The 14,389-nt window shown below is 67.5% G+C and carries 4 protein-coding genes; all 4 read left to right on the top strand.

Translation table 11 applies throughout. From position 1 onward, the window contains the following. The first annotated feature begins 24 nt into the window (after positions 1-24). The 4 genes from ACJEIK_RS01335 (at position 25) to ACJEIK_RS01320 (ending at position 14,367) form a co-directional block, all read left to right on the top strand. Positions 25-11,049, top strand: a complete 11,025-nt coding sequence (locus ACJEIK_RS01335; protein WP_409430904.1) for a type I polyketide synthase — start codon at positions 25-27, stop codon at positions 11,047-11,049. A gap of 180 nt (positions 11,050-11,229) precedes the next feature. Beyond that, a complete protein-coding gene (locus ACJEIK_RS01330) occupies positions 11,230-11,655 on the top strand; it encodes a hypothetical protein (protein ID WP_409430903.1) in 426 nt (141 codons plus the stop codon). Positions 11,656-11,743: 88 nt separating this feature from the next. Then, positions 11,744-13,561 carry a DUF4012 domain-containing protein gene (locus tag ACJEIK_RS01325; RefSeq protein ID WP_324609727.1) on the top strand — a complete coding sequence of 606 codons (1,818 nt, stop codon included), beginning with the start codon at positions 11,744-11,746 and terminating at the stop codon, positions 13,559-13,561. A gap of 53 nt (positions 13,562-13,614) precedes the next feature. Then, the gene (locus ACJEIK_RS01320; protein ID WP_082762267.1) at positions 13,615-14,367 is read left to right on the top strand and encodes a methyltransferase domain-containing protein; all 753 of its coding nucleotides are present in this window, start codon (positions 13,615-13,617) and stop codon (positions 14,365-14,367) included. Positions 14,368-14,389: the final 22 nt, after the last annotated feature.

The raw sequence follows: 14,389 nt of genomic DNA, 5'->3' as shown, positions 1-14,389 counted from the left end.
CAAAACGCGGAGGACAGCTTTTTCATGGCAACGATCGAAGGTCCGGAAACGTCCAGCTTCGCGATCGTCGGGTACGCCGCCCGCTTCCCCGGAGCCACCGACGCCGAATCCTTCTGGGAGATGCTGCGCGAAGGCCGGGACGCCGTATCCGAGGTGCCACAAGACCGGTGGGACGTCGACGAGTTCTTCGATGCCGACCCGGACGCCCGCGGCAAGATCATCACGCGCCGCGCCGGCTTCCTCGATGACGCCGTCGGGTTCGACGCTCCCTTCTTCGGGGTGTCCACCCGCGAAGCCAAGATGATGGACCCGCAGCAGCGGTTGCTGCTGGAGATGGCGTGGCGCGCCGTCGAACACTCAGGCACGGCGCCGTCCGCCCTGGCCAACACGCAGACGGGCGTGTTCATCGGTCTGGCAACGCACGACTACCTGGGCATGGCCTCGGGCGAGCTGACCTACCCGGAGATCGAGGCCTACATGGCCATCGGTACCTCAGGCGCCGCGGCAGCCGGCCGCATCAGCTACCGGCTGGGCCTGCAGGGTCCGGCCGTCACCGTCGACACCGCCTGCAGTTCGTCGCTGGTGGCCGTCCACCAGGCGTGCCAGGCGCTGCAGCTCGGTGAGTGCGATCTCGCGCTGGCCGGTGGCGCCAACGTCATCCTGAGCCCGGCGACCATGATCACCTTCTCGCAGTCGCGCATGCTGGCCCCGGACGGCAAGTGCAAGACGTTCGACGCCTCCGCCGACGGCTATGTGCGCGGCGAGGGCTGTGGCGTCATCGTCGTGAAGCGACTGGAAGACGCGGTGCGCGACGGCGACCGGATCCGGGCCGTCATCCGCGGCAGCGCCATCAACCAGGACGGCGCCTCGGGTGGCCTGACCGTCCCCAATGGTGTTGCGCAGCAACGTGTTATCGCCGAAGCGCTGGAGCGCGCGGGCCTGTCGCCTGCCGACGTCGGCTACTTGGAGGCGCACGGCACCGGCACGTCGCTGGGTGACCCGATCGAGGTGCAGGCCGCGGCCGCGGCCTACGGCACCGGGCACGACGCCGACAACCCGCTGCTGATCGGCTCGGTGAAGACGAACATCGGGCACCTGGAGGCCGCCGCGGGCGTCGCCGGCATCATCAAGGTCATCCTGTCGCTCGAGCATCAGGAACTGCCCAAGCACCTGCACTTCAAGAACCCGTCGCCGCACATCCCGTGGGACCGCATCCCGGTGAAGGTCGTCGACGAGGCCACCACCTGGGAACGCGGCGACCGGCCGCGCGTCGCGGGCATCAGCTCGTTCGGCTTCTCCGGCACCAATGCCCATGTCCTGCTTGAGGAAGCACCCGCCGCCGCGCCGGCGCAGGCACCGGCCGAGGAGCCTGACGACCGGCGCTTCATGGTGCTGCCGCTGTCGGCCCGAACCCCGGCCGCGCTGCTGCAGTCGGCCGAGGACTACCGCACCTGGCTGACCGCGCACCCCGAGGCCACCCTCTCGGACGTCTGCATCACGGCGGGCGCGGGCCGCGCCCACTTCGAGCACCGCGCCGCGCTCGTGGTGAATTCCCTGGAGTCCGCGCGGGAATTGCTCGGCGCGCTGGCCGACGACCGTCCGGCACCGGGCCTGGTGCGCGGCACGTCCGCGGACAAGCCGAAGACCGCCTGGCTGTTCCCCGGTCAGGGCAGCCAGTTCGCCGGCATGGCCAAGGAGCTGTTCGAGACCGAGCCGGCGTTCGCCGAGACGGTGAAGCAGTGCGCTGCCGCGGTCGCCGATGTGCTCGAAAAGCCGTTGCTGGACGTCATTTTCGAAGGTCCGGATGAGACGCTGCGGCTCACCAGCTACGCCCAGCCTGCGATCTTCGCCGTCGAGATGGGCCTGGCGCGCCTCTGGCAGTCGTGGGGTTTCGAGCCCGACGTGATGCTCGGCCACAGCGTCGGCCAGTACACCGCGGCGTGCGTCGCGGGCGTGTTCAGCCTCGAAGACGGCATGCGCCTGCTCGCCGAGCGCGGACGCCTCTTCGGGAACCTGCCCGCGGGCGGCCGGATGGCCGCGATCTTCGCCGCACCCGAGCGCGTCGAGCGGCTGACCGACGAATACCCGAGCCTGTCGGTCGCCGCGTACAACGGCGCCAACACCGTGTTGTCCGGTCCGGGCGCCGACCTGGAACGCGCTGTCGCCGGGCTGACGGGCGACGGTGTGCGGTGCGACTGGCTGGAGACCAGCCACGCCTTCCACTCGGCGCTGCTGGACCCGGCACTCGACGAATTCGAGTCGTACGCAAACCAATTCACGTTCAACGCGCCGCAGCGCATCCTGGTGTGCAACCGCACCGGTGACACCCTGGGGCGCACCGCCAAGCTCGACGGCCAGTACTGGCGCCGGCACGCACGTCAGCCCGTCGAGTTCTCCAAGGGCGTCGAGACGCTCGCGAAGCTCGGTTGCGCGGTGCTGCTCGAGGTCGGCCCGCAGCCGATCCTGACCGCGGCGGCTCTGCGCGCCTGGCCCGACCCGGCGACCGCGCCGCGGGCCATTGCGTCGTTGCGCCGCAAGGGCGCTGACCACCGGCAGATCACCGAGGCGCTGGCCACCACCTACACCGCCGGCCACCTGCCGGACTTCGCAGCCGTCCGGCCCGGCTCGGCGCACAAGGTCGATCTACCGACGTACCCGTTCCAGCGCAAGGCCTACTGGTTCCGCGACGAGCGCGTCGCACCGTCCGCCACGTCGCACATGGGCGGGGCGACGACAGAAGCCGTCCGGCTACTCGAAGACGGCCGCATCGACGAGCTCGCCACCCTGCTGGGTGGCACCGACGAGTCGACCACCGCGGTACTGAACAAGCTTGCGGCACAACATAACCGGCAGCGCACCGCGCAGTCCGTATCGGACGCCCGCTACGAGATCCGCTGGGACAAGTCGACCGCCGCGACGTCCGCTGAAGTCGGAGAAGGCTCGGCGTGGGTCCTCATCGGTGCGGACGCGACGGTGCTCGCGCCGCTGACCGAGGCCCTGACCCGGCTCGGCCACCGGCACCGCGTGCTCGGGTTGCCGGGGTCCGACGCCGACGAGCAACAGCTGGAGGCCGACCTGCGCGCGGCCGTCGAGGAGGAGCCGGCGCTGCGCATCCTGCACGTCGCCGGGCTCGACAGTGACAGCACGGCCCGGGCAACGATGCAATCGTTGCTGCGGGTCCAGCACCGCGTCCTCAGCGGCACGCAGCGCCTGTTCCGCGCCGCGGCCGCCGCCGAGCTGCGGGCGCCGATCTGGGTGATCACCCGTGGCGCACAACGGGTTACCGGCACGGATGCCGTCGCACCCGAGCAGACCGGCCTGTGGGGCTTCGGCCGCTCGGCTGCGCTGGAGTACCCGCAGGTGTGGGGCGGTCTGGCCGACCTCTCCGATGCCGGCAGCGACGAATGGTCGCGGTTGCTGACCCAGGTGATCGCCGCGCCGCGCGGTGAGGACCAGATCGCGCTGCGCGCCGAAGGTGTGTACGTGCCGCGGTTGGTCCGCCGCACCGGGCAGCCGAACCCGACGCAACTGGAATTGCGCACTGACGCCACGTATCTGGTGACCGGCGGCCTGGGCTCGCTCGGCCTGGAGATCGCCGGCTACCTGGCCCAGCACGGCGCCCGGAACCTGGTGCTGACCAGCCGCCGCACGCCGAATGAGGCAGTTCAGCAGCGCATCGACGCGCTGCGCGAGCAGCACGGCTGCGAGACCCGGGTCATCACCGCCGATGTCGCCAATCCGCACGACGTCGCCCGCCTGATGTCGACCCTGCGTTCCGAACTGCCGCCGCTGGCCGGTGTCGTGCACGCCGCCGGCGAGAACAGCACGACGCCGCTGGCCACGCTGGAAGAGGCCGAACTGGAGCGGGTGTTCTCCGGAAAGGTCTGGGGTGCTTGGTACCTCAGCGAGGCGGTCGCCGACCAGAACCTCGACTTCTTCCTGTCGACGTCGTCGATCTCGGCGGTGTGGGGCAGCTACGGCCAAACGGCATACAGCGCGGCCAACGCGTTCCTCGACGGCCTGACCTGGCGCCTGCGTGAGCAGGGTGTGCCCGGCATGAGCGTCAACTTCGGGCCCTGGTCCGCCGGTATGGCCGACCCGGACGCCCGCGCTCAGCTGGAGCGCCGCGGTGTCCGCACCCTCTCCCCCGCTGATGCCCTGACCGGCATGGCCGACGTCATGGTGTCCGGTGGCGACCCCGCGGAAGCCGTTGTGGCGCGCATGGATTGGGCCAAGTTCCTGCCCATTTACTCGCAGGCCGGGTCCCGGGCCCTGCTGGCCGAGGTCGCCCGCGAGGTACCCGAATCCGCCGGCGCCGCAGGTGCTGTCGGTGCGTCCGGCAACACGCGACTGGTCGAGCAGCTCATCGCCGCGCCGGTGCAGCAGCGCAAGAAGCTGGTCCTGGAATACCTGCGGGACGCCGTCGCCGAGGTGACGCGCATCGAGGCCTCCGAGATCCGCGAGGAGACCGGGTTCTTCGACCTCGGCATGGACTCCCTGATGGCTGTCGAACTGCGTCGCCGCCTGGAACAGGGTGTCGGCAAGGAACTTCCGGCGACCCTCGCCATGGACCACCCGCGCCTCACCGACGTCGCGGACTACCTGCTCAGCGACATCCTCAACCTCAGCGAGAAGGCCGGCACCAAGGCCGTCACCGAGCTCAAGTCGCTCGCCGCTGCCGACGAGCCCATCGCCATCGTCTCGGTGGCGTGCCGTTTCCCGGGTTCGCCCGATCCGGATGCGTTCTGGCAGGTGCTTTCTCAGGGTGTCGACGCGATCAGCGAGATTCCCGAGGACCGCTTCGACGTCGACGAGTTCTACGACCCCGACGCCATGACGCCGGGCAAGATCTACACGCGCTCCGGTGGTTACCTCGACAGCGTCGACACCTTCGATCCGGAGTTCTTCGGCATCTCGCCGCGCGAGGCCGTGTGGATCGACCCGCAGCAGCGGCTGATGCTCGAGATCGCGTGGGAGGGCCTGGAGCGGGCCGGCTACGCCCCGGCGGCGTTGCGCGGCAGCCGAACCGGCGTGTTCATCGGCGTCGGCGCCAACGAATACTCGCATCTGCTCTCGGGCGGTTCGGTCGAGAATCTCGAACCGCACTTCATCACCGGTAACGCGCTCAACGCCATCGCCGGTCGTGTGTCGTTCACGCTGGGCCTGGAAGGGCCGGCCATGGCGGTCGACACCGCCTGCAGCTCGTCGCTGGTCGCGGTCCACCAGGCCGTGCAGGCGCTGCACGCGGGCGACTGCGACATGGCGCTGGCCGGTGGCGTCAACGTGCTGCTGAGCCCGGCGTCCATCGTCGCGGCGTCCCGCGCGCGGATGCTGGCGCCCGACGGCCGCTGCAAGACGTTCGATGCCAGTGCCGACGGCTACGTCCGCGGTGAAGGCTGCGGCGTCCTGGTCCTCAAGCGGCTCAGCGACGCGCAGCGCGACGGTGACCGCATCGCCGCCGTCATCCGGAGCACCGCGGTCAACCAGGACGGCGCGTCCAGCGGCCTCACCGTCCCCAATGGTGGTGCGCAGCAACGACTCATCAACACCGCGCTGGCCCGGGCCGGCCTCAGCGGCGGCGACGTCGACTACCTGGAAGCGCACGGCACCGGCACGCCGCTCGGCGACCCGATCGAGGTGCAGGCCGCGGCGGCCGCGTACGGCGCGGGCCGGGATGCGAACCGGCCGCTGCTCATGGGCACCGCGAAGACCAACATCGGACACCTCGAGTCCGCGGCCGGCGTCGCCGGTCTGGTCAAGGTGGTGTTGTCGCTCGAGCACGAGATGCTCCCGCAGACGCTGCATTTCAACAAGCCGTCGCCGCACATCCCCTGGGACTCGCTGCCCGTCCAGGTCGTCGACAAGCCCACCCCGTGGCACACCGACGGCCGTCCGCGTCGCGCCGGCGTGAGCTCCTTCGGGTTCACCGGCACCAACGCACACGTGCTGTTGGAAGAGGCGCCGGTCGTGGTGTCTGACGAGGATGCCGCCGACGACGTCACTCCGGAAACCCCTGCCGCCGAACCGATCAGCGTGCTGCCGCTGTCGGCCCGCTCGGCCCAGGGCCTGACGGCCCTGGCGCAGAAGTACCGCGACTGGCTCGAAGCACACCCCGACGCCTCGATCGCCGACGTGTGCTTCACCGCCGGCTCGGGACGTTCGCACTTCGAGCACCGCGCCGCGGTGGTCGCCAACACCGTCCACGACGCCAAGAACCTGCTGGAAGACCTGGTGGCGAACAAGCTGCGGCCGGGCGTGCTCAAGGGCGAGTGCACCGACCCGCCGACCACCGCGTGGTTCTTCCCCGGCCAGGGCAGCCAGTACCCGGGCATGGCCCGCGAATTGTTCGACACCGAACCCGTTTTCGCCGACGTGGTGCGCCGGTGCGCGCAGGCGGTCGATCCGATCCTGCCGCGCCCGCTGCTGGAGGTCATGTTCGGCAACGATCGGGAAGCGGCAGAGACGCTGCGCAACACCGCGTTCGCGCAACCCGCGATCTTCGCCGTCGAGATGGGCCTGGCCCGGTTGTGGCAGTCGTGGGGCATCGAGCCCGACGCGGTGCTGGGCCACAGCGTCGGTCAGTACGCGGCGGCCTGTGTGGCCGGCGTGTTCAGCCTCGAGGACGGCGCCCGGCTGATCGCCGAGCGCGGCCGGCTGTTCGCCAGCCTGCCGGCCGGTGGTCGCATGGTGGCGGTGTTCGCCGATCCCGAATACGTGGAACGCGCCGCCGAGGCGTACCCGCGAGTGTCGGTCGGTGCGTACAACGGCCGCAACACCGTGCTGTCGGGCCCGGCCGAGGATCTGGAGCAGATCGTCACCGCCTGCAGCGAGGACGCCACGCGCTGCACCTGGCTCGAGACCAGCCACGCGTTCCACTCGGAGCTGCTGGACCCGGTGCTCGACGAATTCGAGTCCTTCGCAACGCAGTTCCAGTTCGCGACGCCCACGCTGCCGCTGATCTGCAACCGCACCGGCGCCGTCCTCAACGCCGAGACGCCGATCGACGCGCTGTACTGGCGGCGGCATTCCCGTCAGCCCGTGCAGTTCACCGAGAGCGTCAAGACCGTGGCGGCGCTGGGGTGCTCGGTGCTGATGGAGATCGGTCCGCAGCCGATCCTGACTGCGGCCGCGCTGCAGTGCTGGCCCGAGGGCGCCGAGACCCCGCGGGCCATCGTGTCCCTGCGCAAGGGCGCCAACGCGCAGCGGCAGATCACCGAAGCGCTTGCCACGACGTACATCTGCGGGCACCGGCCGGACTTCTCGGTCAAGAACCGCGGACACCGTGTCGAGCTGCCGACGTACCCGTTCCAGCGGCGCCGCTTCTGGCCCAAGACCGCCAACGTCGTGGGAATGAGCTCCGGCGGGGCCGCCGCCACGTCCGGAATCCTGGGCAGTGCCAAGGATCTGGCCACCGGCGACACGATCTACAGCAATGTGCTGTCGGTCAAGACGCAGCCGTGGCTGTCGCATCACGTCATCTACGGCACCGTCGTGGTGCCGGGCGCGACGTACGCGGCCATGGCCCTGGCGTCGGTCGGAGCGCCGGCGCGGGTGAAGGAAGTTTTCTTCTACGAGCCGATCATCCTGCCCGACAAGGCGTCTCGCGAGACACAGCTGACCATCCGGACCCTCGATGACGGCGAAGGCTGGAAGTTCCAGGTCCACAGCCGGCCGAACGGCGTCCGGGAGGCCGAGTGGTCGCTCAACGCCGACGGCACCCTGCTCGCCGGCGCCTCTGAAGAAGATGCGGCGGACAACATCCCGGGTTCGATGGAGGACGTCGTCGAGCGCATGGAGCGGCTGCGTCCGCAGCAGCTGTTCGAGACCTTCAACGACATGGAATTGGCCTGGGGCCCAACGTGGTCCACGTCGCTCAAGTCGCTGTGGGTGCGTGACGGCATGGCCATCGGTGACGTGTCGGTCGGTGACGAGCTCGCCGAGCACCTCAGCACCGAGCCCATCCATCCCGTCCTGCTGGACCTCTGCACCGGTGTGGCCTTCCCGGCCTTCCCGGCGCTGCTGGCCGCCGAGCACGGCATGCACGACCTGTTCCTGCCGCTGCGGTACGGCCAGGTCGAGTTGCGCGAGAAGATGCCACGGCGCTTCTACGCCCGGGCCCGCTGGCACACCAGTGAGCTGACCAACGAGACGCAGGTCTTCGACATCGACTTCCTCGATCGCGACGGCAAACGTCTCGGCGGTATCACCGAGTTCACCGTGAAGCGGGCACCCCGTGAGGCGCTGCTGCGCGGACTCGGTGGCGACACCACCCGCCTGCTCTACACGCTGGGCTGGCAGGAAGGTGCCGCGCCGGCCGCGGCGGACGAGGCCGAGGCCAAGCCCGCGGGCACCTGGCTGGTGGCCGGCTTCGACGAGTTGGCCGCCGGCCTCCCCGGCGCCGTCAAGCTCGACCAGACGCTGGACGCCGCCGCCTGGCAGCAGGCGATCACCACGGCCGCCGAAAGCGGCGCACCCGTCACCGGAATCGTCTGGCGCGCTTCAGGCTACGAGGACGCCGACGTCGCGGCACGCCTGGAGACCGAGGTCGGCACCGTGCTCAGCGCGATAAAGACCGCGCTCGCCGAGGAGAAGCTGAACCTCACGGGCGGCCTCTGGATCGTCACCGAGCGCGCGGTGGCCACCGAACCCGGCGAGCCCGTCGACCCCGTGCAGGCCGCGCTGTGGGGCCTGGGACGCACCGTCATCAACGAGCAGCCGACGCTGCGGCTGAAGCTCGTCGACCTCGACGGCGCCGACGACAACGCCACCAACTGGCTGACCGGTGTGCTGGGCACTCCGGTGACCGAGTCGGAATTCGCGCTGCGGCAAGGAAAGTTCCTCGTGCCGCGGCTCATGCACTGGGCGCGCAGCGGCCACCTGCCGATGCCACGGTCCGACGACTACGTGCTGGCCCCCACCGAGCGCGGCGCGATCGACAACCTGCGGCTGACCGAGAAAGACGTGACGCCGCCGGCGCCGCACGAGGTGCAGGTCCGGATCGAGGCCGCCGGCCTCAACTTCCGCGATGTGCTCAACGTGCTGGGTCTCTACCCCGGCGATCCGGGACCCATCGGTGGCGACCTGTGTGGTGTCATCACCGAATTGGGTTCGGAGGTCACCCGATTCGAGGTCGGGCAGCGCGTCTTCGGCTCCATGCAGGGCGCCTTCTCCAGCCGGCTCAACGTGCCGGAGCAGTTGCTCGCCGTGGTCCCCGAGGGCATCAGCCCCGTCGATGCGGCGACCCTGCCGGCGGCTGCACTGACGGTCCGGTTGGCGTTCGACTGGGCGCAGCTCAAGCCGGGCGACCGCGTGCTGATCCACGCCGCCAGCGGTGGTGTCGGGTTGGCCGCGGTGCAGATGGCGCGCCAGAAGGGCGCGATCGTCTTCGCCACCGCCAGCACCTACAAGCGCGCGACGCTACGCAAGATGGGTGTGGAGCACGTCTACGACTCGCGCACAACCGATTTCGCGGATCAGATTCTCGCCGACACCAACGGCGAGGGCGTCGACGTGGTGCTCAACAGCCTCACCAACGAGGGCTTCGTCGAGGCCACGGTGCGCGCGACCGCCCAGGGCGGCCGGTTCGCCGAGATCGCCAAGCGCGACATCTGGACCCCCGAGCGCATGGCTGAGGTCCGGCCGGACATCAACTACGAGATCGTCGCGCTCGACGTCACGATGATGACCGATCCGGCGCACATCCAGCGGCTCATGGAAGAGGTCGCCGACGGACTGGCCAAGGGTGAGTGGACTCCGGTGCCTGCCGAGGTCTACCCGCTGACCGAGGCCAAGACCGCGTTCCGCCGCATGCAGCAGGCCCGGCACATCGGCAAGATCGTGGTGCAGATGCCGAAACCGCTACAGCCGCACGGCGATCGGACCTACCTGGTCACCGGCGGTCTCGGCGCGCTCGGTCTGCACACCGCGGCGTACCTGGCCCAGCTGGGTGCCGGCGACATCGTGCTGACGAGCCGCCGCGAGCCCGATGGCGAGGCGCAGCGCGCCATCGACGCGATGATGGAGCGCTTCCACTGCCGGGTGCACGTCTTCTCCGGCGATGTCGGCGACGAGGCCTCGGTTACGGCGTTGCTCGACCGGATTCGCACGGAACTGCCACCGCTGGCCGGTGTGGCGCACCTGGCGGGTGTGCTCGACGACGCGCTGCTCCCCCAGCAGGATCTGGAGCGCTTCCGGAAGACACTGGGCCCCAAGGCCTATGGCGCGCTGCACCTGCACAAGTTGACGCAGGACGACGATCTCGACTTCTTCATCGTCTACTCGTCGGCTTCGGCAGTGCTCGGTTCACCGGCGCAGGGCAACTACGCCACGGCCAACGCGCTGCTCGACGGCCTCGTCGCGCACCGCCGGGCGCTGGGTCTGCCGGCTACGGCCGTGAATTTCGGTCCGTGGGGCCGGGGCGGCATGGCCAGCTCGCAGGCGGCCACCGCGAACCTCAGCGCGCAGGGCATGATGCCGCTTGAGCCGTCGGCGGCCCTGGCCGCCCTCGGCGAGGTGATCCGGCACGGCGCCGCGCAGGCGACGGTCCTCAAGGCCAATTGGCAACGGGCCGCCAAGATGCTCGGCGGCATCCGTCCGCCGCTGCTCGACCAGGTGTTGCCGACCAGCGACGCGGCAGCGACCGGCGACAGCGAGCTGCTCCGCCAACTGCAGGAGATTCCCGACGCCCAGCGCGCCGGGTTCATCACCGAATTCCTGCAGAAGGAGGTGCAGGGCTTCCTGCGCCTGGCGCAGCCGCCCGCGGCGACAAGCCGGTTCCTCGATCTGGGCACCGACTCGCTGATGGCGGTCGAGCTCCGCAACCGGTTGTTCGGTCAATTCGGCGGCAAGTTCGACATCAGTCCGACGGCGATCTTCGACTACCCGACCCTCGGCGAACTCGCCGGGCACCTGGCGTCGCAGTTGCCGCCGTCGGATGCGCCGGAGGTTGCGGTTGAGGCGTCGGCTGAGGCGGATTCGACCGCGGAGGTTGCGGCGCCTGCCGAGGCCGTCGGCGAGGCCGAGCCCGAGGCGCCTGCCGCACAGGAGTGACAACTGTGACGGGTGTGCACGCGGTCTGACCCGGCCGCGTGCACGCCCTCCGGCCGCGCCGTTAGCCCCGCCAGACCTGGTCAGAAATTGTCCACACCCGCGTCAATAAGTTATTGACGTGCACCGCCAATTCTGTCACACTCCTATGAGGATCGATCTCATCGGCGGAAGGCTCGGACCATGTCTGTTCTCGCGATGCATGTTTCGAACACCAAGACCAAGCTGCAGGTCGGCGCTGCCGCTTGCGCGGTCGCTGGGGCCGCCGTCCTGACTCCGGTAGCGCAAGCGGATATCTCCGCGCCGGCGCCGCTCGCGCCAGTGACACACATCCTGGACAACATCGCCCAGTCACCGCTGGCGTTCGCACCCCTCAACACGTGGTGGCAGAACGATCCGTGGTGGTGGATTGGACCCGGGTCGAACCCGAGCCCAGGGGCACCCATCCTGGTGGGGACATTTACCCCGCTCTCGATCATCCCCGGTTTCCTGCAGGATCCGTGGAAGCGGCTGACGCAGAACATCAATTTCTCGGCGTGCTTCCTCGGCGCGGGATTGAAAGTCGGGCCCTACGGCACGGTCACTCTTTCCCTGACACGAGGCTGCTAGACGCAGCGGGGACGCCAGATAACGGTGATTCACCCTAAATACCTCCTGCGACTGTTCGCCTGCGCCCCGCTGAGGAAAGTGCCAATGAGTGCCGGACAACGCTGACTCCGCGGTGGCTGACGCCCCGGAAACCCCCAACCACAGGAAATGGTTGCAGCGACATCGCCGCTCGGTCGTCTTGACGGTGTTGACACTCGGCTTGTTGTTGGGCCTCGTGAGCTGGTTGGCAGTGGAAGCCTTCTCGGCAAAACAGAATTTGCAGCAAGCGCGGTCGGAAGCAATGCAGGCTAAAGACGCCCTGTCGAAGGGGCATGCCGACGCAGCTGTGCAGCATGCCAACGCCGTACAGGCTCACGCCCGGAAAGCCAGCGATGCCACAGAGTCCATTCCGTGGGCGTTGGCCGCCAAACTGCCGTGGTTGGGCAGCCCTTTCGAAACCGGCCAGCAGATGTCGAAAGTCATCCTCGGATTTGCCAATGACGTGTTGACACCCGCCTCACACATCGGGCTGGCCCTGGCACCGGACAAGCTATTTGCAGGCAGTCGTCTGGACGTACACACGCTGCGGAACGAAGAGCCCACGCTTGCCAGATTATCGTTGGAAGCCAAACGATTTGACGCGGAGGCAAAGGCAGTCACCAAGCCCGCATATCTCTCCGAAGTCGCCGACGCCCGAGACAAACTACAAAGTCAAATCTCCACGGTTGCGAGGATTCTGGATACCGCCGCGCTCGCTGCACGTATAGCACCGGCGATGATGGGCGCAGATGGTCCTACCACCTATTTCATGGGATTCCAGACGAACGCTGAGGCCCGTGGCACGGGCGGCATTACAGGCGGTTTTGGCATCTTGCACTTCGACGACGGCGCACCAAGCGTCAGCACACTCGGCCCTGACAACGATCTTTCCGGCCTATTCCAGCCAGTCGACCTAGGGCCCGAGTACTCGGCCGAATATGCGTGGGCCAATGCCGGCACTGACATCCGCAATAGCAATATGAGCTCGCACTTTCCATACGCGGCGCAGATTTGGCGGTCGATGTGGGCACAGAAGTCGGGATCGAACGTTGACGGCGCAATCGCGATTGACCCCGTCGCATTGAGTTACATCCTCGGCGCCATCGGCCACGTCACGATGCCTGACGGCGAAGAAATAACGAAAGACAACGTGGTCCAGTTGACGGAGTCGACCGCCTACAGCCGCTTTCCTTTGGACCAGAGCGCGCGCAAGCAGTACCTGCAGGACATCGCCGCCGAAATCGTGAAGAAGATGACTTCTTCCATACAATCGCCACACCAGCTGCTCGCCGCTCTCGGAAAAGCGGTGGGCGAACGGCGGATCGCAGTCTGGAGTTCCTCCGAGATCTCTCAGGCACTCCTAGAGCAGACGCCCCTGGCACACCAGATTCCCGATGACGCAGCACCCTACGCTGAGTTCGTTGCCAACAACCTGGCCGGCAACAAGATGGACTACTACCTGAAGAGAGAGATCACCTACACGGCCGATCAATGCGGAGGGCCCACGCGAAACTCCACCGTAACACTCAAATTGACAAATGACGCCCCCGACACGGAATTACCGGATTACGTTGCAGGCGTTGGAGGTCTGAGCTCTAACGTCAAGCTGACGATGCCAAGGGGCTCAATGCTGACTTCTATCAAACTGATAGCGACAAAAGGTTCCAAGTTGGAGACCGCATTCGCGAACGGCCAATTGGCGCCGGTCTTCGCAGGCGTCGAGCGCGGGCATCCAGTGTTCGAACTTCAAGTAGTCATCCCTCCCAAGCAGTCTGGGGTCCTCACCTTTCACCTAACCGAGCCGACATCCCCCGGCGCCGCACGGGTTCCGATTCAGCCGCTGGTGGACAAGGTTACGCCTGACGTCAGTGTGCCGGAATGTCGATAGCCAATATTCGCGTGCCGGGCAATTCGGGGAGTCGCATACGTACCATGAGTAAGGTGAACAGCCGCGAATTGCTTCACCGGTTTTACCCCGAATCCAATGTAAGCGGATTCAGCCATGTCGATGGCATGGTTAGCTTTTATACCCAAATTACTTCAGCCCTTCGGTCAAGCGATATCGTCCTCGATTTCGGGGCTGGCCGAGGCGAGCCGCTGCAGGACGATGATGTTGACTTTCGCCGTAACCTGTCGAACCTGCAGGGGAAATGCGCGCACCTAGACGGGTGCGACATCGATGAAGCAATCCTCGAAAACCCCTTCCTGGACGCCGCCACCGTCATCGAACCTGGTGCGCCGCTTCCATACCCGGACGCTCGATTTGACCTGATCGTCGCGCGTTGGGTGTTCGAACACGTCGACGATCCACAGGCTACTGCTCATGAATTGCTTCGAGTCCTCAAGCCCGGTGGACTGATCGCGGCGATTACACCCAACAAGTTCGGACACATTGCACTCGCGGCCAGATCAGTTCCGAACGGGTTGCACACGCGAATGCTGGCATCGGTGCAACCTGGACGTAAACCTCAAGACGTCTTTCCAACGCGCTACCAACTGAACACTCGCTCGACATTGCGGAAAGCGTTCGGCCATTCCTCTGAGGTGTTCATCACGTACGGTTCCTCAGAACCCGCATATCATTTCGGGAGCCCGATCGTATACCGAAGCGTTCGATGGCTCGACAAACATCTACCAGCCGCCTTCCAGCCGATGCTGTTCATCTACATAAAGAAGCGCGACAACGCAAGCTAATCGTCCTGAGTGCTGCGGTAGC

The organism is Mycobacterium sp. SMC-16 (assembly GCF_046250085.1).
Lineage (GTDB): Bacteria > Actinomycetota > Actinomycetes > Mycobacteriales > Mycobacteriaceae > Mycobacterium > Mycobacterium phocaicum.
The sequence above is the reverse complement of the archived record's forward strand: the minus strand, read 5'-3'. Positions and strand labels throughout refer to the sequence as shown.